The organism is Streptacidiphilus carbonis (assembly GCF_000787775.1).
Lineage (GTDB): Bacteria > Actinomycetota > Actinomycetes > Streptomycetales > Streptomycetaceae > Streptacidiphilus > Streptacidiphilus carbonis.
The window spans coordinates 34,012-52,375 of the sequence record NZ_BBPM01000046.1 but is presented as its reverse complement, the minus strand read 5'-3'; the positions used below and the strand labels follow the sequence as shown (position 1 = coordinate 52,375).

The 18,364-nt window shown below is 71.0% G+C and carries 19 protein-coding genes; 17 read left to right on the top strand and 2 right to left on the bottom strand.

Translation table 11 applies throughout. The features are described from left to right. On the bottom strand, positions 1-294 hold a 294-nt coding region (locus TR46_RS42625; protein ID WP_176572819.1), incomplete at its 3' end, for a hypothetical protein. Between the two features lie 90 nt (positions 295-384). On the opposite strand from TR46_RS42625, the gene TR46_RS28325 reads away from it, so the two are divergent. After that, positions 385-1,158 carry an SDR family NAD(P)-dependent oxidoreductase gene (locus TR46_RS28325; RefSeq protein ID WP_042406653.1) on the top strand — a complete coding sequence of 258 codons (774 nt, stop codon included), beginning with the start codon at positions 385-387 and terminating at the stop codon, positions 1,156-1,158. A gap of 10 nt (positions 1,159-1,168) precedes the next feature. Next, positions 1,169-1,708 (top strand): GntR family transcriptional regulator, encoded by a 540-nt coding sequence (locus TR46_RS28320; RefSeq protein ID WP_042406623.1) that lies wholly within the window; start codon positions 1,169-1,171, stop codon positions 1,706-1,708. 124 nt (positions 1,709-1,832) lie between these two features. Here TR46_RS28320 and bldD read toward each other — a convergent pair whose 3' ends face one another. Continuing rightward, the gene (gene bldD, locus TR46_RS28315; protein WP_042406621.1) at positions 1,833-2,336 is read right to left on the bottom strand and encodes a transcriptional regulator BldD; all 504 of its coding nucleotides are present in this window, start codon (positions 2,334-2,336) and stop codon (positions 1,833-1,835) included. A 322-nt stretch (positions 2,337-2,658) separates the two neighbouring features. Between bldD and pyrR the strand changes: the two genes are divergently transcribed. From pyrR to TR46_RS28240, 15 genes are all read left to right on the top strand, one after another. Further along, on the top strand, positions 2,659-3,309 hold the full coding sequence (gene pyrR / locus TR46_RS28310) for a bifunctional pyr operon transcriptional regulator/uracil phosphoribosyltransferase PyrR (RefSeq protein ID WP_042406620.1): 651 nt from the start codon (positions 2,659-2,661) through the stop codon (positions 3,307-3,309). Then, complete coding sequence (locus TR46_RS28305; RefSeq protein ID WP_042406616.1) at positions 3,306-4,346, top strand: aspartate carbamoyltransferase catalytic subunit; 1,041 nt, start codon at positions 3,306-3,308, stop codon at positions 4,344-4,346. Before pyrR ends, TR46_RS28305 begins: the two co-directional genes overlap by 4 nt. Further along, complete coding sequence (locus TR46_RS28300; protein ID WP_042406614.1) at positions 4,343-5,647, top strand: dihydroorotase; 1,305 nt, start codon at positions 4,343-4,345, stop codon at positions 5,645-5,647. The genes TR46_RS28305 and TR46_RS28300 overlap by 4 nt, the downstream gene beginning before the upstream one ends. Continuing rightward, positions 5,644-6,246 (top strand): PH-like domain-containing protein, encoded by a 603-nt coding sequence (locus tag TR46_RS28295; protein ID WP_236655551.1) that lies wholly within the window; start codon positions 5,644-5,646, stop codon positions 6,244-6,246. Before TR46_RS28300 ends, TR46_RS28295 begins: the two co-directional genes overlap by 4 nt. Beyond that, complete coding sequence (carA, locus tag TR46_RS28290) at positions 6,243-7,379, top strand: glutamine-hydrolyzing carbamoyl-phosphate synthase small subunit (protein WP_439654394.1); 1,137 nt, start codon at positions 6,243-6,245, stop codon at positions 7,377-7,379. The genes TR46_RS28295 and carA overlap by 4 nt, the downstream gene beginning before the upstream one ends. Then, positions 7,372-10,677: a carbamoyl-phosphate synthase large subunit gene (carB, locus tag TR46_RS28285; RefSeq protein ID WP_042406609.1), complete on the top strand. Its 3,306-nt coding sequence runs from the start codon at positions 7,372-7,374 to the stop codon at positions 10,675-10,677. The genes carA and carB overlap by 8 nt, the downstream gene beginning before the upstream one ends. Positions 10,678-10,788: 111 nt before the next feature. Then, positions 10,789-11,889, top strand: a complete 1,101-nt coding sequence (locus TR46_RS28280; RefSeq protein ID WP_042406606.1) for a quinone-dependent dihydroorotate dehydrogenase — start codon at positions 10,789-10,791, stop codon at positions 11,887-11,889. 4 nt (positions 11,890-11,893) lie between these two features. Further along, entirely contained in the window at positions 11,894-12,745 is an 852-nt protein-coding gene (locus tag TR46_RS28275; protein WP_042406603.1) for a dihydroorotate dehydrogenase electron transfer subunit, read from the top strand. A 3-nt stretch (positions 12,746-12,748) separates the two neighbouring features. Next, entirely contained in the window at positions 12,749-13,753 is a 1,005-nt protein-coding gene (locus TR46_RS28270; protein ID WP_042406601.1) for a dihydroorotate dehydrogenase, read from the top strand. After that, on the top strand, positions 13,750-14,580 hold the full coding sequence (gene pyrF, locus TR46_RS28265; protein WP_042406598.1) for an orotidine-5'-phosphate decarboxylase: 831 nt from the start codon (positions 13,750-13,752) through the stop codon (positions 14,578-14,580). The genes TR46_RS28270 and pyrF overlap by 4 nt, the downstream gene beginning before the upstream one ends. A gap of 347 nt (positions 14,581-14,927) precedes the next feature. Next, a complete protein-coding gene (locus TR46_RS28260) occupies positions 14,928-15,251 on the top strand; it encodes an integration host factor (RefSeq protein WP_030248828.1) in 324 nt (107 codons plus the stop codon). A gap of 58 nt (positions 15,252-15,309) precedes the next feature. Next, the gene (gene gmk / locus TR46_RS28255) at positions 15,310-15,867 is read left to right on the top strand and encodes a guanylate kinase (RefSeq protein WP_042406596.1); all 558 of its coding nucleotides are present in this window, start codon (positions 15,310-15,312) and stop codon (positions 15,865-15,867) included. Between the two features lie 24 nt (positions 15,868-15,891). Then, positions 15,892-16,158, top strand: coding sequence for a DNA-directed RNA polymerase subunit omega (gene rpoZ, locus TR46_RS28250; protein WP_030248832.1), 267 nt, complete (start codon positions 15,892-15,894; stop codon positions 16,156-16,158). Positions 16,159-16,260: 102 nt separating this feature from the next. Continuing rightward, positions 16,261-17,493 carry a bifunctional phosphopantothenoylcysteine decarboxylase/phosphopantothenate--cysteine ligase CoaBC gene (gene coaBC, locus TR46_RS28245; RefSeq protein WP_084719000.1) on the top strand — a complete coding sequence of 411 codons (1,233 nt, stop codon included), beginning with the start codon at positions 16,261-16,263 and terminating at the stop codon, positions 17,491-17,493. Between the two features lie 177 nt (positions 17,494-17,670). Beyond that, on the top strand, positions 17,671-18,364 hold a 694-nt coding region (locus TR46_RS28240; RefSeq protein ID WP_042406594.1), incomplete at its 3' end, for an S-adenosylmethionine synthetase N-terminal domain-containing protein.

The following is an 18,364-nucleotide window of genomic DNA, read 5'->3' as shown; positions in this document are numbered from 1 at the left end:
CCCGCCCCGGTACCGGCCCCCCCCCCCGGCGACCGCCGCGACCACGGCATCCCCGGCCCCCGCCGCCACGGCGCCGTCGCCCCCGGCCGCGGTTACCGGGACGGCCGCGGCCCCGGCGACTGCAGCGGCGTCCGCGTCCGCGTCCGCCACGCCCACGCCCACGCCGTCCGCGTCGGCGACGGTGACGGTGACGGCCCCAGCGACGCCGTCGCCCACTGCCCCGACCGTGCCGCCCACCGTCTCGCCCACCCCCAGCGCGACGACGACGGCGCCGTCCGCCTCGGCGACCCCCACCGACCCGAGCTGCGTCAGCCCCGGGGCGCTGTCGGTGTGTTGGCGCCAGGGACCCTGAGGTCCCGTGAAGTGAACGGTATGGTTCGCATCATGCCCACTGCACTCATCACCGGCGCGACGGCCGGAATCGGCGCGTCCTTCGCCCGCCGCCTCGCCAAGGACGGTCTGGCGCTGGTCCTGGTCGCCAGGGACAGCGCCCGACTCGAGGAGAGCGCCGCCGCGCTGGCCGGGCAGTACGGCGTCGCCGTCCGGACGCTGGCGGCCGACCTGGCCACCGACGAGGGCATCGCCGCGGTGGAGGCCAGGCTCGCCGACCCGGAGAACCCGGTCGACCTGCTGGTCAACAACGCCGGGTTCGGCCTCAAGGACCCCTTCCTGGTGGTCCCGCTCGCCGACGAGCTGGCCATGGTCAAGCTGCACATCGAGGCGGTGCTCCGGCTCACCTCGGCCGTGCTGCCGGGGATGCGCGAGCGCGGCCGCGGCTATGTCATCAATGTCGCGTCGGTCGCGGCCTTCATCCCGCGCGGCACCTACGGCGCCAGCAAGGCCTGGGTGGTCCAGTTCACCCAGTCCATCGCCCGCGACACGGCCGGCTCCGGGGTGCGCCTGCTCGCCCTCTGCCCGGGCTTCACCCACACCGAGTTCCACCAGCGCGCCGATGTCGACATGAAGGACGTCGGTGACTGGATGTGGCTGGACGCCGACCGGGTGGTGGACGACGCCATGCGCGACCTCGCCCGGGGCCGCACCGTCAGCATCCCCTCGCGCCGCTACAAGGCGGTGGTCGCCGCCGCCCGCAAGGCGCCGCTGGAGGTGCTGGCCGGGCTGACCTCCCGGGCCGGCCGCCGTCTCGACCGGCGCTGAGGGCGGGGCCGTGTCCCCGGAGCGCCGCAGCCTGCGCGGCCAGGTCAACCAGGCGCTGCGGGCCGCCCTCGCGGCCGGGGAGCTGAGCCCGGGCACGGTCTACTCCGCTCCGGCCCTGGCGGCGAGGTTCGGCGTCTCGGCGACCCCGGTCCGCGAGGCGATGCTCGACCTGGTCAAGGAGGGCCTGGTCGTGGCGGTGCCCAACAAGGGCTTCCGGATCGTGGGGATCACCGAGCAGGACCTGGCCGAGCTGCTGGAGATCCGCGCCCTGCTGGAGACGCCGAGCGCGGTGGCGGTGGCCCGTGCCGCCGGCAGCGCCCAGCTGGAGGCGCTGCTGCCGTCGGCCCGTTCCGGGGGCGACGCCGACTTCCACGGGCCGCTGCTCGGACTGGCGGGCAACCGCTATCTGCTGTCCGTGGTCAACGGAATCCGGCGCCGGGGCGGGCACTGCGACGGATCGGCCGCCGCGCACGAGCGCCTGGTCGAGCTGATGCTGGCCCGCGACCTCGGCGGCGTCGAGGCCCTGATGAACCGTCATCTGCTGGGCTGACACCAGGACCGCCGTACGTCAGCACAACTCAGGGCCGACCGCTCCCCGTTGGGAACGACCGGCCCTGTTCTGCCGTGCTGTGCCTGCGCTGTGACGTTTCTTCAGACTTCCCCCGGGAAAGCCGTCAGATCGAGTCGTCCTCGCGGACCGCGCGGCGCGCGTCCGGGTCCAGCACGCCCCAGCTGATCAGCTGGTCGACGAGCAGTGAGGCAGGCTGGTCGTAGATCACGGCGAGGGTGCGCAGGTCGTCCTGGCGGATCGACAGCACCTTGCCGTTGTAGTCGCCGCGCTGGCTCTGGATGGTCGCCGCGTAGCGCTGCAGCGGGCCGGCCTTCTCGGACGGGACCTGGGACAGCCGCTCCAGGTCGAGCACCAGGCGCGGCGGCGGCTCGGCCGCACCGCCCGGGGTGCTGCCCGGCAGCAGTTCCTGTACCGGGACCCCGTAGAACTCGGCCAGCTCGGCCAGCCGCTGCACCGTGACGGCGCGGTCCCCGCGCTCGTAGGAGCCGACGACCACGGCCTTCCAGCGGCCCTGGGACTTCTCCTCGACGCCGTGCAGTGACAAGCCCTGCTGGGTGCGGATCGCTCGCAGCTTGCCGCCAAGCTGCTTCGCGTAGTCGCTGGACAAATGGTCTCCCCGGACGAGATGTGGCGTGACGCTGTGACTGCCCTGCGACGGCTGGTCCGAGCGGCACCGGAAGGGTGCGTTGGTGGACCTCCGTCGTCCGGCCGTAACTCACTGTGAGATTACGCAGAGTGATATGGATTGGTCAAGCCGAATGGGGCAGTCGTGCGAACGCCCGGACAGCGCCCCGCCTGCGGCGTCGCCCGGAGCGGCATGATCGCCCTGGTAGGGTGGACGACGGCCACCGTCACGTTCGGCGGGCGGCCGTCCCAGAGGCATCCTTTAAGGCCCGTCCGGTGAGGCGGGGAAGGAGGTCGGCTTCGGCATGACCAGATCTGCACGCAGTAGCGAGACCCGCGGTAGCGGGGAGACCCTCCCGGGCAGTGCCCGGCAGGTCCTGGACGAGAGCGACATCGCCCGTTCACTGACCCGTATCGCCCACGAGATCGTGGAACGCGCCAAGGGCGCGGAGGACGTCGTCCTGCTCGGCATTCCCACCCGCGGCATCCTGCTGGCCCGCCGGCTGCACGCCCGGCTGGCCCAGATCACGGGCAGGGAGATCCCGTTCGGGACGCTCGACATCACCATGTACCGGGACGACCTGCGGCTGAAGCCCGCCCGCGCCCTGGAGCACACCGAGATCCCGCCCGGCGGCCTGGACGGCAGGCTGGTCGTTCTGGTCGACGACGTGCTGTTCTCCGGCCGCACCGTGCGCGCCGCGCTGGACGCGCTCGGCGACCTCGGCCGGCCCCGCGCCGTCCAGCTCGCCGTCCTGGTCGACCGCGGCCACCGGGAGCTGCCGATCCGCGCCGACTACGTCGGCAAGAACCTGCCCACCTCGCTGCGCGAAGCCGTGAAGGTGAAGCTGGTCGAGGAGGACGGCCTGGACGCCGTACTGATCGGCGACCGCGACGACGCCGGCGACTCGAACGGCGGCGACTCCAACGGCAGCGACCCGAACAGGAGCGCCCAGTGAAGCGACACCTCATCTCCACCGCCGACCTCGACCTCGACGATGCGCTGCTGATCCTGGACACCGCCGAGGAGATGGCCCAGGTCTCCACCCGCGCGGTGAAGAAGCTGCCGACGCTGCGCGGCCGCACCGTGGTCAACCTCTTCTTCGAGGACTCCACCCGCACCCGCACCTCCTTCGAGGTCGCCGAGAAGCGGCTCTCCGCCGACGTCATCAACTTCTCCGCCAAGGGCTCCTCGGTCTCCAAGGGCGAGACCCTCAAGGACACCGCGCTGACCCTGCAGGCCATGGGCGCCGACGCGGTGGTGATCCGGCACGGCGCCTCGGGCGCCCCGAAGCGGCTGGCCGAGTCGGACTGGCTGCACGGCAGCGTGGTCAACGCCGGGGACGGCACCCATGAGCACCCCACCCAGGCCCTGCTGGACGCCTTCACCATGCGCCGCCACCTCAACCCCGGCCTGGGCCGGGACCTGGACGGGCGCAGGATCACCATCGTCGGCGACGTGCTGCACAGCCGGGTCGCCCGCTCCAACGTCCGCCTGCTGCACACCCTCGGCGCGGAGGTCACCCTGGTCGCCCCGCCGACGCTGGTGCCCTACGGCGTCGAGAGCTGGCCCTGCGCGGTCTCCTACGACCTCGACGCGGTACTGCCCAAGAGCGACGCGGTGATGATGCTCCGGGTCCAGCGGGAGCGGATGAACGCTGCCTTCTTCCCCACCCAGCGCGAGTACTCGCTGCGCTACGGCCTCGACGCCAAGCGCGCCGCCGCCCTGCCCGAGCACGCCATCGTGATGCACCCCGGCCCGATGGTGCGCGGCATGGAGATCGCCTCCGAGATCGCCGACTCGGCCCGCTCCACCATCGTCGAGCAGGTCACCAACGGCGTGTCCATCCGGATGGCCGTCCTCTACCTGCTGCTGGGCGGCTCCGAGCCGCCCCTCCCGTCGCCCGCCGCCACCCTTGCCGGAGGCGCTTCGCGCCACACCGCCCTCTCCACCGCACGTCCTGAGTCCCGCACCACCGAGGAGCACAGCAAGTGACCAGCTACCTGATCAAGAACGCCCGCGTCCTCGGCGGAGAGCCCCAGGACCTGCGCCTGAAGGACGGCGTCATCGCGGAGATCGGCGCCGGACTGGCCGCCGCCGATGGCGACACCGTGGTCCAGGCCGAGGGCCTGATCGCGCTGCCCGGCCTGGTCGACCTGCACACCCATCTGCGCGAGCCCGGCCGCGAGGACGCCGAGACCGTGCTCACCGGCACCCGCGCCGCGGCCAGGGGCGGCTTCACCGCCGTGCACGCCATGGCCAACACCTTCCCGGTGGCCGACACCGCCGGAGTGGTCGAGCAGGTCTGGCGGCTGGGCCGGGAGTCCGGCTACTGCGACGTGCAGCCGGTCGGCGCGGTCACCATCGGCCTGGAGGGCAAGCAGCTGGCCGAGCTCGGCACCATGGCCGACTCCGCCGCCTCCGTCCGGGTCTTCTCCGACGACGGCAAGTGCGTGGACGACGCGGTGATCATGCGCCGCGCGCTGGAGTACGTGAAGGCCTTCGGCGGCGTCATCGCCCAGCACGCCCAGGAGCCCCGGCTGACCGAGGGCGCCCAGATGAACGAGGGCACCGTCTCCGGCGAGCTGGGCCTGCGCGGCTGGCCGGCCGTGGCCGAGGAGTCGATCATCGCCAGGGATGTGCTGCTCGCCGCCCACGTCGGCTCGCGGCTGCACGTCTGCCATGTCTCCACGGCAGGCTCGGTCGAGATCATCCGCTGGGCCAAGTCCAAGGGCTGGGACGTCACCGCCGAGGTCACCCCGCACCACCTGCTGCTGACCGACGAGCTGGTCCGCTCCTACGACCCCGTCTACAAGGTGAACCCGCCGCTGCGCACCGAGGCCGATGTGCTCGCCCTGCGCGAGGCCCTCGCCGACGGCACCATCGACGCCGTCGCCACCGACCACGCCCCGCACCCGTCCGAGGACAAGGACTGCGAGTGGGCCGCCGCGGCCATGGGCATGGTCGGCCTGGAGACCGCGCTGTCGGTGGTGCAGCAGACCATGGTGGACACCGGCCTGATGGGCTGGGCCGACGTCGCCCAGCGGATGTCGCACCGACCCGCCGCCATCAGCGGGATCAACCAGGCCGGTCCCACCGGGCAGGGACGTCCCGTCTCGGTGGACGAACCGGCCAACCTCGTCCTGGTCGACCCCGCGTACCGTGGAGCGGTGAACCCCGACAGCTTCGCCACCCGCAGCCGAAACACCCCCTACCGAGGCCGTGACCTGCCCGGACGTGTGGTGGCCACCTTCCTCCGCGGCAGGGCGACGGTACTGGACGGTGAACTCGTATGAGCCTGGTCATGGCGCGCCACCTGGAACTGGCGCAGTCGCCGCACTCCGCGCCGGTCACCCATGTGGGCGATCTGATCGGCTGGGTCATCGGCCTGCTCATCGTGGTCGGGCTGCTGTACTGGCTGATGCGGCAGGGCTGGAACTGGCGCAGGACCCAGCAGTCGGGGCTGCCCGCGCTGCCGGTCGCGCCCAAGGCGACCACCGAGTCCGTGCTGGAGCTGGAGGGCCGCTACTTCGGCACCACCTCGGCCGGCGACTGGCTGGACCGGGTGGTGGCCCACCGGCTCGGTGAGCGCAGCCTGGTCGAGCTGACCCTGCGCCCCGACGGCCTGGACGTGGTCCGCCCCGCTTCGGCGAGCTTCTTCGTCCCGATCGCGGCGCTGCGCGGGGCGCGCACCGACAAGGGCATCGCCGGGAAGGTGGTCCCCGAGGGCGGCCTGCTGGTCGTCACCTGGGAGCACGGCGGCAAGCTGCTGGACACCGGGGTCAGGGCCGACCACCCGGCCGAGCACGAGAACTGGGTCACCGCGATCGAGGTGCTGCTGAAGGCGCACGCGAAGGTGGCCGCTGGACAGGCAACAGACGAGGAAGGCGCATGATGACCGCACGTACGGAGAGGAAGCCCGCCGTCTACGTCCTTGAGGACGGACGGATCTTCCGCGGCCAGGCATACGGCGCCATCGGTGAGACCTTCGGCGAGGCCGTCTTCAACACCGGGATGACGGGCTATCAGGAGACTCTGACCGACCCCTCCTACCACCGCCAGGTCGTCACCATGACGGCCCCGCAGATCGGCAACACCGGCTGGAACGACGAGGACGACGAGTCCAAGCAGATCTGGGTGGCCGGCTACGTGGTCCGCGACCCGGCCAGGCTGCCCTCCAACTGGCGCTCGCGACGCTCGCTGGACGACGAGCTGGTCGAACAGGGCGTCGTCGGTATCAGCGGTATCGACACCCGCGCGCTCACCCGCCATCTGCGCGAGAGCGGCGCCATGCGCTGCGGCATCTTCTCGGGTCCGGCCCTGGCCGACGACGCCACCCTGCTGGAGCGGGTCCGCCAGGCCCCGCAGATGGCGGGCGCCGACCTGTGCGGCGAGGTCGCCACCGACGAGACCTACGTCGTCCCGGCCATAGGGACCAAGCGGTTCACCGTGGCCGCCCTGGACCTGGGCATCAAGGGGATGACCCCGCACCGGATGGCCGAGCGCGGCATCGAGGTGCACGTGCTGCCCGCCGACGCCACCGCCGAGGACGTCTACGCGGTCGCCCCCGACGGCGTGTTCTTCTCCAACGGCCCCGGCGACCCGGCCACCGCCGAGGGGCAGGTCGCGGTGCTGCGCGAGGTGCTGGGCCGGAAGACGCCGTTCTTCGGCATCTGCTTCGGCAACCAGCTGCTCGGCCGGGCCCTGGGCTTCGGCACCTACAAGCTCAAGTACGGCCACCGCGGCATCAACCAGCCGGTGCAGGACCGCACCACCGGCAAGGTCGAGGTCACGGCGCACAACCACGGCTTCGCCGTGGACGCCCCGCTGGAGGGCGAGACGCAGACCCCCTACGGGCGGGTCACCGTCTCGCACGTCTGCCTCAACGACAACGTGGTCGAGGGCCTGCAGCTGCTCGACCAGCCCGCCTTCAGCGTGCAGTACCACCCGGAGGCGGCGGCCGGTCCGCACGACGCCGCCTACCTGTTCGACCGCTTCTTTGAGCTCATGGAGGGCCAGCGTGCCTAAGCGCACCGACATCCAGTCCGTCCTGGTCATCGGTTCCGGCCCGATCGTGATCGGCCAGGCGGCCGAGTTCGACTACTCCGGGACCCAGGCCTGCCGGGTGCTCAAGGCCGAGGGCCTGCGGGTGGTCCTGGTCAACTCCAACCCGGCCACGATCATGACCGACCCGGAGATCGCCGACGCCACCTACGTCGAGCCGATCACCCCCGAGTACGTCGAGAAGATCATCGCCAAGGAGCGCCCCGACGTCCTGCTGCCCACCCTGGGCGGCCAGACCGCGCTGAACACCGCCATCTCGCTGCACGCGGACGGCACCCTGGACAAGTACGGCGTCGAGCTGATCGGCGCCAATGTCGAGGCCATCAACAAGGGCGAGGACCGCCAGCTCTTCAAGGGCGTGGTCGAGGCCGTCAAGGCCAGGATCGGCTACGGCGAGTCCGCCCGCTCGGTGATCTGCCACTCCATGGACGACGTCCTGGCCGGTGTGGAGACCCTGGGCGGCTACCCGGTCGTGGTCCGGCCCTCGTTCACCATGGGCGGCGCGGGCTCCGGCTTCGCCCACGACGAGGAGGACCTGCGCCGCATCGCCGGACAGGGCCTGACCCTCTCGCCGACCACCGAGGTGCTCCTGGAGGAGTCCATCCTCGGCTGGAAGGAGTACGAGCTGGAGCTGATGCGCGACCGCAACGACAACGTCGTGGTCGTCTGCTCCATCGAGAACTTCGACCCGATGGGCGTGCACACCGGCGACTCGATCACCGTCGCCCCGGCGATGACCCTCACCGACCGCGAGTACCAGCGGCTGCGCGACATCGGCATCGCCATCATCCGCGAGGTCGGCGTCGACACCGGCGGCTGCAACATCCAGTTCGCGATCAACCCCGACGACGGCCGCATCATCGTCATCGAGATGAACCCGCGGGTCTCCCGCTCCTCCGCGCTGGCCTCCAAGGCGACCGGCTTCCCGATCGCCAAGATCGCGGCCAAGCTCGCCGTCGGCTACACCCTGGACGAGATCCCCAACGACATCACCGAGAAGACCCCGGCCTCGTTCGAGCCGACGCTCGACTACGTCGTGGTCAAGGTCCCGCGGTTCGCCTTCGAGAAGTTCCCCTCCGCCGACGCCACCCTGACCACCACCATGAAGTCGGTCGGCGAGGCGATGGCCCTGGGCCGCAACTTCCCCGAGGCGCTGAACAAGGCGCTGCGGTCGCTGGAGAAGAAGGGCTCGCAGTTCGACTTCACCGGTGAGCCCGGCGACAAGGACGAGCTGCTGACGAAGGCCCAGGTCCCGACGGACGGCCGGATCAACACCGTGATGGACGCCATCCGGGCCGGGGCCAGCCCGCGCGAGGTCTTCGACGCCACGAAGATCGACCCCTGGTTCGTGGACCAGCTCTTCCTGATCCACGAGATCGCCGAGGAGCTGGCCGCCGCCGAGAAGCTCGACCCCGAGCTGCTGCGCCACGCCAAGCGGCACGGCTTCTCCGACCTGCAGATCGGCGAGATCCGCGGCCTCAGTTCGGACGTGGTCCGCGAGGTGCGGCACGCACTGGGCATCCGCCCGGTCTTCAAGACCGTGGACACCTGCGCCGCCGAGTTCGCCGCCAAGACCCCGTACTTCTACTCCTCCTACGACGAGGAGAGCGAGGTCGCGCCGCGCACCAAACCGGCCGTGCTGATCCTCGGCTCCGGGCCCAACCGCATCGGCCAGGGCATCGAGTTCGACTACTCCTGCGTCCACGCCTCCTTCGCGCTCAGCGACGCCGGCTACGAGACCGTGATGGTCAACTGCAACCCGGAGACCGTCTCCACCGACTACGACACCTCCGACCGACTCTACTTCGAGCCGCTCACCCTGGAGGACGTGCTGGAGATCGTCCACGCCGAGACCCAGGCCGGTCCGGTCGCGGGCGTCATCGTGCAGCTGGGCGGGCAGACCCCGCTGGGGCTGGCGCAGGCGCTCAAGGACAACGGCGTGCCGATCGTCGGCACCCAGCCCGAGGCCATCGACCTGGCCGAGGAGCGCGGCGCCTTCGGCCGGGTACTGCGCGAGGCCGGGCTGCCCGCGCCCAAGCACGGCACCGCCTTCTCCTTCGAGGAGGCCAAGGCCATCGCCGACGAGATCGGCTACCCGGTGCTGGCCCGCCCCAGCTACGTGCTGGGCGGACGCGGTATGGAGATCGTCTACGACGAGCCCTCGCTGGCCGACTACCTCAAGCGCCACGCCGGGCTGATCTCCGAGCACCCGGTGCTGATCGACCGCTTCCTGGACGACGCCATCGAGATCGACGTCGACGCCCTGTTCGACGGCGAGGAGCTGTACCTCGGCGGCGTGATGGAGCACATCGAGGAGGCCGGCATCCACTCCGGCGACTCCGCCTGCGCGCTGCCGCCGATCACCCTCGGCGGGTTCGACATCAAGCGGCTGCGGGCCTCCACCGAGGCCATCGCCCGGGGTGTCGGCGTGCGCGGGCTGATCAACATCCAGTTCGCCATGGCCGGGGACATCCTCTACGTCCTGGAGGCCAACCCGCGCGCGTCCCGGACGGTGCCGTTCACCTCCAAGGCGACGGCGGTGCCGCTGGCCAAGGCCGCGGCCCGGATCTCGCTCGGCGCGACCATCGCCGACCTGCGGGACGAGGGGATGCTGCCCAAGGAGGGCGACGGCGGCACGCTGCCGATCGACTCCCCGATCGCGGTCAAGGAAGCCGTGATGCCCTGGAGCCGCTTCCGCGACATCCACGGGCGCGGGGTGGACACCGTGCTCGGCCCGGAGATGCGCTCCACCGGCGAGGTGATGGGCATCGACACCACCTTCGGCACCGCCTACGCCAAGTCGCAGGCCGGGGCGTACGGGGCGCTGCCGACCAAGGGCCGGGTGTTCGTCTCGGTGGCCAACCGCGACAAGCGCAACCTGGTCTTCCCGGCCCGCGCGCTGGTCGGCCTCGGCTTCGAGGTGCTGGCCACCTCGGGCACGGCGGAGATCCTGCGCCGCAACGGGATCGACGCGAGGGTGGTGCGCAAGCACAGCGAAGGTCCTGGCGCGGACGGCGAGCGCACCATCGTCCAGCTGATCCACGACGGCGAGGTCGACCTCATCATCAACACGCCGTACGGCACCGGCAGCCGCCTGGACGGCTACGAGATCCGCACGGCGGCTGTCGCGCGCTCGGTGCCGTGTCTGACGACGGTTCAGGCGATGGGGGCGGCGGTGCAGGGCATCGACTCGCTGGTCCGGGGCGACATCGGCGTCCGTTCCCTCCAGGAACACGCAGCCCAGCTCAACGCAACTCGCTGACGCGAGCCATCAGGGGCGCGGGGAACTGCGCTGCCAACCACGCACCTTCGTAGAGGGCTGGTCGCGCAGTTCCCCGCGCCCCCGTGGTCATCCCTGCTGAAAGGCGAGGCTTTGTACGGCCTGTTCTTCACGTTGGTTTTCAAGCGGTTGGATCCGGAGAAGGCGCACCACATGGCGTTCTTCTGGATCAGGCTCGCCTCGTCCGTGCCGGGGCTCCGCACCTTGGTACGGAGTGTGCTCGCCCCGAAGGACCCCGCGTTGCGGGTGAAGGCCCTCGGGCTGGACCTGCCCGGTCCGTTCGGGCTGGCGGCCGGGTTCGACAAGAACGCGGTGGGGATCGACGGGCTGTCGATGCTCGGGTTCGACTACGTCGAGATCGGGACCGTCACCGCGCAGCCCCAGCCGGGCAATCCGGCCCCGCGGCTGTTCCGGCTGATCGAGGACCGCGCGCTGGTCAACCGGATGGGCTTCAACAACGAGGGCTCGGCCGCCGTCGCAGCCCGCCTCGCCGCCCGACCGCGCGGCTCCCGAACTGTCGTCGGAGTCAACATCGGCAAGACCAAGGTGGTGCCGGAGGCCGAGGCCGTCGCCGACTACGTGGCCAGTACCGAGCGCCTGGCCCGGCACGCCGACTACTTCGTCGTCAACGTCAGCTCGCCCAACACACCCGGGCTTCGCGACCTCCAAGCGGTGGACCAGCTCCGCCCACTGCTCACCGCGGTCCGCGGGACCCTGGACGCCGGGTCCGCGCGGGGGCACGTCCCGCTGCTGGTCAAGATCGCACCGGACCTGGCCGACGCCGACATCGACGAGGTCGCCGACCTGGCGCTGGAGCTGGGCCTGGACGGCATCATCGCCACCAACACCACCATCGGCCGCGAGGGCCTGCGTACCGACGCGGCCAAGGTCGAGGCGGCCGGTACGGGCGGGCTGTCCGGCGCGCCGCTGAAGGAGCGTTCGCTGGAGGTGCTGCGGCGGCTGCACGCCCGCACCGGCGACCGGCTGGCGCTGGTGTCGGTGGGCGGCATCGAGACCGCCGACGACGCCTGGGAGCGGATCACCGCCGGCGCCACGCTGATCCAGGGCTACAGTGCCTTCATCTACGAGGGCCCCTTCTGGTGCCGGAAGCTGCACCGAGGTCTGGCTGCGCGACTCCGGGCGAGCGGGCATGCCACTCTGAGCGAAGCAGTCGGCGCGTCCAACGGAAGGTGATCGCATGGCGCACCCCCTCCAACTACGGGCGGAGGTCCTGGGCATCACTGCTGCGGGGGCCTATCAGCAGCTCCTGCTGCACGCCCCCGGTGTCGCCGCGCGGGTGCGCCCCGGCCACTTCGCCGCTCTGGCGGTCGGCGGCGAGGACTCGTCCATGCTGCTGCGGCGCGCCTTCTGGATCCACCGGGCCGACCCGGCCGCGGAGACGGTCTCGCTGGTGGTCGCCGAGCGCGGGCGCGGCACCAGGGAACTGCTGCGCAGCCGGGTCGGCGGGACGGTGGACCTGGTCGCGCCGCTCGGGACGGCGTTCCCGCAGCCGGCCGGGCCGATGACGGCGCTGTTCGTGGCCGGCGGCTACGGCAGCGCGCCGCTGTTCGCGCTCGCCGAGCAGATCGCGGCGCAGGGCGGCGCGGTCGGCTTCATCCTGGGCGCCACCACCGCCGAGCGGCTGTTCGGCGTCGAGACGGCCCGCGCGCTCACCCCGGACGTGCTGGTCACCACCGACGACGGCTCGGCCGGGATAAAGGGCCTGGCCACGCTGCCGCTCGCGGAGGCGGTCAAGGCGATCGGAGCCCAGGCGGTCTACTCCTGCGGTCCCGCGGCCATGCTGCGGGCCGTCACCGAGGTCGCCACCGCCGAGGGGGCGCGCAGTTTCTGCGCGGTGGAGGAGAGGATGGCCTGCGGGGTGGGGGTCTGCATGACCTGCGTCCTCCCGGTCGTCGGTGAGGACGGGGTCAGCCGCTTCGTCCGCTCCTGCGTCGACGGCCCCTGCTTCGACGGCACCCGGGTCCGCTGGGACGACATCGGTACGATCCCCGCGGACGTGGACGGCGCCGCAGCGATGGGAGTGCACTGAACCGTGGACGCGCACGACGTCGACCTCACCGCGCCGTTCGGCAACGGCACCCTGCCCAATCCGGTGACCACCGCCTCCGGCTGCGCCGGCTACGGCCGGGAGCTGGCCAGGTTCCAGCCGCTGGCCGAGCTGGGATCGATCACCACCAAGACGATCATGCCCTATCCGCGTGCGGGGCAGCCGACGCCGCGGCTGGCGGAGACACCGAGCGGGATGCTCAACTCCATCGGCCTGCCGGGCGCCGGGATCGAGCACTTCGTCGAGCACGAGCTGCCCTGGCTGGCCGAGCGCGGCGCCCGGGTGCTGGTGTCCATCGCGGGGGAGCGGGTCGAGGAGTTCGCCGAGACCGCGGAGGCGCTGGCCGGCCGGCCCGGGGTGGTAGGCATCGAGGTCAACATCTCCTTCCCCAACGCCGCCAACCGCGGCCTGGTCTTCGGCTGCAACCCGGCCACCTCGTACGACGTGATAGCCGCGGTGCGCGAGGTCACCGACCCGGCGCTGCCGGTCTACGCCAAGCTCACCCCGGACGTCACCTCGATCACCGAGATCGCGGCGGCCTGCGTCCGGGCCGGCGCCGACGGCCTGTCCATGATCAATACCCTGCTGGGCATGGCCATCGACACCACGACCATGCGCCCGGCCCTCGCCGGAGGCACCGGCGGCCTTTCCGGGCCGGCGGTCCGCCCGGTGGCGGTGCGCTGCGTCTACCAGGTGCAAGCCGCGATGCGGGCCGGGACGATGCCGGTGGTGCCGATCCTGGGCATGGGCGGCATCAGGACCGGGCTGGACGCCCTGGAGTTCGTCCTCGCCGGCGCCTCCGGGATCGCGGTCGGCACGACCGTCTTCAACGACCCCTCGGCCCCGCTGCGGGTCCTCACCGAACTGCGCCAGGCCCTGGCCGAACGCGGCTTCGGCAAGCTCACCGACGCCATCGGCCTCGCGCACCAGCCGCACCACAACCCCCAGCACCAGCCCCAGCACCAGCCCCACCAAGGAGTTCAGCCATGACAGCCCCGTTCGGCACCCGTCTGCGCCAGGCCATGGACAAGCGTGGCCCGCTCTGTGTGGGCATCGACCCGCACGCGGCGCTGCTGGAGGCCTGGGGGCTCGGCGACGACGTCGCCGGTCTGGAGCGGTTCGCCCGGACCGTGGTGGAGGCGCTGGCGGGAGAGGTGGCCGTGCTGAAGCCGCAGAGCGCGTTCTTCGAGCGCTTCGGCAGCAAGGGCATCGCGGTGCTGGAGCGGGCCGTGGCCGACGCGCGCTCGGCGGGCGCGCTGGTACTGATGGACGCCAAGCGCGGTGACATCGGCTCGACCATGGCCGCCTACGCCGACGCCTTCCTCGCGCCGACCAGCCCGCTGTTCTCCGACGCGGTGACGGTGTCGCCGTACCTGGGCTTCGGCTCGCTGCGCCCGGCCGTGGACGCCGCCCGGGCGAGCGGCTCCGGGATCTTCGCGCTGGCGCTGACCTCCAATCCGGAAGGCGGCACGGTTCAACTGGCCAGGGGGGCGGACGGCCTCACCGTGGCCCAGTCGGTCCTGCGGCAGCTCGCCGCCGAGAACGCCGACGCGCACCCGATGGGCAGCTTCGGCGCGGTCGTCGGGGCCACCCTCCGGGACATCGACGCCGAGCTGGACATCAACGGCCCGCTGCTGGCCCCCGGCGTCGGCGCCCAGGGCGCGACCCCGGCGGACCTGCCCGCGGTGTTCGGCGCGGCGGCCGCCAATGTCCTGCCGAGCGTCAGCCGCGACGTGTTGAAGCACGGCCCCTCGGTCGCCGCTCTGCGCGAGGCGTCTGCTCGGTTTGTGGACGAGGTACGTAGGGCGATCGGCTGAACATCAGCTGGATCGCTCGTTCGTGTGATGCTTTCGTGAACACCTTGTGTGCTCCTGATCAGCGGATTTGATTCGCTCGGGGTTTCGAATGGCGAAGGCGCCCGGAGCGCGGGGCGACAACCCCCGTCAAACCGGTGGTTATGTCCGGAAAAGTCCTGGTCGGCAGAGTCTGACCAGGACTTTTCTGTGCTTTTTCCTGACGCGGACCGCGCAGAGGGGTAGTGTCCGGCGGTAAGTCCACTGAGGGGCGTGTTCCACGTTGCTCTTGCAGGTCAGAGCTACTAGGTTCCTCAGCGGTCCACAGCACCAGTCCTGTCCTATTCGTTCGAATCACTGAGGTGAACGGCGTGGCACTTCCGCCCCTTACCCCTGAGCAGCGCACCGCTGCGCTCGCCAAGGCAGCTGAGGCTCGCCGGGAGCGCGCCGAGATCAAGAATCGGCTGAAGCACAGCGGTGCCTCGCTCCACGAGGTCATCAAGGCCGGCCAGGAGAACGACGTCATCGGCAAGATGAAGGTGTCGGCTCTCCTTGAGTCCCTCCCCGGCGTCGGCAAGGTCCGGGCCAAGCAGATCATGGAGCGGCTCGGCATCTCCGAGTCCCGCCGGGTCCGCGGTCTCGGTACCAACCAGATCGCTTCCCTGGAGCGCGAGTTCGGCGGCGCCCCGGCCTGATCCGGTCCGATGTGTGCCGATGGTTCGAGAACCGTCCCGGTTCCTGGATAATCGGTACATGAGTGAACGTCCGCGGCTGACCGTGCTCTCCGGCCCTTCAGGGGTCGGCAAGAGCACGGTCGTCAGCTTTATGCGCCAGAAGCACCCCGAAGTATGGCTGTCCGTCTCCGCGACCACTCGCAAGCCGCGGCCCGGCGAGAAGCACGGTGTGCAGTACTACTTCGTCGACGAGGACGAGTTCGCCAAGATGGTCGCCAACGGCGAACTGCTCGAGTGGGCGGTCTTCGCCGGCAACCACTACGGCACGCCCCGGCAGGCCGTGCTGGACAAGCTGGAACGAGGCGAGCCCGTTCTGCTGGAGATCGACCTCCAGGGCGCCCGGCAGGTCCGCGAGAGCATGCCCGAGGCCCAGTCCGTCTTCCTGGCCCCGCCCTCCTGGGACGAGCTGGTCCGCCGCCTCACCGGCCGCGGCACCGAGCCGCAGCAGGTCATCGACGAGCGGCTGCGCACCGCCAAGGTGGAACTCGCCGCTGAAAGCGAGTTCGACACCACTCTGGTCAACCACTCGGTCGAGGGTGTAGCGGCGGAACTGCTAGCCTTGCTCAACGTAGTCTGATCATTTTCTCCGGAAGGTTCCCGCGTGTCCTCTTCGATGACAGCGCCCGAAGGCATCATCAACCCGCCGATCGATGAGCTGCTCGAGGCCACCGACTCCAAGTACAGCCTGGTGATCTACGCGGCCAAGCGCGCGCGCCAGATCAACGCCTACTACTCGCAGCTCGGCGAGGGCCTGCTGGAGTACGTCGGCCCGCTGGTCGACACCCACGTCCACGAGAAGCCGCTGTCGATCGCGCTCCGCGAGATCAACGCCGGCATGCTGACCGCCGAGGCGATCGACGCGCAGTAGCCAAGCCACCACTGCTGAGTCGACCCGCAACCGGGGCGACCCTCGCACGGCATCACGTCGCCGCGGCCCGTAGCATGCTCGGGCCGCGGCTTTTGTGTGCGCGTGTACCGGAGTGAGCAGGGGAGTGGTCGAAGAGTGAACGTCGTCCTGGGTGTCAGCGGGGGCATCGCCGCCTACAAGGCGTGCGAGCTGCTGCGGCGCTTCTCGGAGTCCGGGCACGACGTGCGGGTGGTGCCGACGGCGTCCGCGCTGAACTTCGTCGGCGCTGCGACCTGGTCCGCGCTGTCGGGCAAGCCGGTCTCCACCGAGGTCTGGGAGGGCGTGCACGAGGTCCCGCACGTGCGGATCGGACAGCACGCCGACCTGCTGGTGATCGCCCCGGCGACCGCCGACATCATGGCCAAGGCCGCCCACGGGATCGCCGACGACCTGCTCACCAACACCCTGCTGACGGCGCGGTGCCCGGTGGTCTTCGCCCCGGCGATGCACACCGAGATGTGGGAGCACCCGGCCACCCAGGAGAACGTCGCCACACTGCGCCGCCGCGGCGCGGTGGTGATCGAGCCCGCCGTGGGCCGGCTCACCGGCACGGACACCGGCAAGGGCCGCTTCCCCGACCCGGACGCGATCTTCGAGCTGTGCCGGCGGGTGCTGACCCGGGGCGCCGACGCCGGGCAGGCCGATCTGGCCGGTCGCCACCTGGTGGTCTCCGCCGGCGGCACCAGGGAGCCGCTGGACCCGGTGCGCTTCCTCGGCAACCTCTCCACCGGGCGCCAGGGCTACGCGCTGGCCGCGGTCGCCGCCGCCCGGGGGGCGCGGGTCACCCTGGTCGCCGCCAACACCGATCTGCCGGACCCGGCCGGGGTGGACCTGGTCCGGGTCGGAACCGCGGCCGAGCTGCGGGAGGCGGTGCTGACCGCCGCGGCCGACGCCGACGCCGTGGTGATGGCGGCCGCCGTCGCCGACTTCCGTCCCGCGCACTACAACCCCGTGAAGATCAAGAAGGTGGAGGGCGAGCTGCCCGCGCCTGTGGAGCTCGTGCGCAACCCCGACGTCCTCGCCGAGATCTCCGAGCACCGGCAGGCGCCGGACCAGGTGGTCGTCGGCTTCGCCGCCGAGACCGACAACGCGCTCGCCAACGGACGGGCCAAGCTGGCCCGTAAGGGCTGCGACCTGCTGGTGGTCAACGAGGTCGGCGGGGGCCGGGCCTTCGGCAGCGCCGACAACGAGGCGGTCATCCTTTCGAGGGACGGTGCGGAGAAGGCGGTGCCCTTCGGTCCGAAGGCGGCGCTGGCCGATCTGCTGTGGGATCTGGTCGCCGAGCGGCTGCGCTGACCTCTGCCGGGTCTCAAAAACAGCCACTGTGAGATCCAAAGAATGAGACCCTGTGGATGCCATGCGGGTTCCTTTGGTTACACTCCCCGCAGTAGTCCTCCATAAGTCTTTCCGGACCGCCGGGGTCAGCATCGACCCGGCAGTTCAGTCAGCAGCCGCTGCAACTCAGGGAGCGCTGTGTCTCGCCGCCTGTTCACTTCGGAGTCCGTGACCGAGGGTCACCCCGACAAGATCGCTGACCAGATCAGCGACACCATTCTCGACGCCCTCCTCAAGGACGACCCCTCGTCGCGGGTCGCTGTGGAGACGTTGATCACCACTGGTCAGGTGCATGTGGCCGGTGAGGTCACCACCAAGGCGTATGCGCCGATCGCGCAGCTGGTCCGGGAGAAGATCCTGGAGATCGGCTACGACTCGTCCAAGAAGGGTTTCGACGGCGCGTCCTGCGGGGTGTCGGTGTCCATCGGCGCCCAGTCCCCGGACATCGCGCAGGGTGTCGACGACGCCTACGAGAACCGGGTCGAGGGCGACGACGACGAGCTCGACAAGCAGGGCGCCGGCGACCAGGGACTGATGTTCGGCTACGCGTGCGACGACACGCCGGAGCTGATGCCGCTGCCGATCACCCTGGCCCACCGGCTGGCCAAGCGCCTGTCCGAGGTGCGCAAGAACGGGACCATCCCCTACCTGCGCCCCGACGGCAAGACACAGGTCACCATCGAGTACGACGGCGACAACGCCGTGCGCCTGGACACCGTGGTGGTCTCCTCGCAGCACGCCTCCGACATCGACCTGGACTCGCTGCTGGCCCCCGACATCCGCGAGTTCGTGGTGGAGCCGGAGCTGAAGGCGCTGGCCGACGAGGGCATCT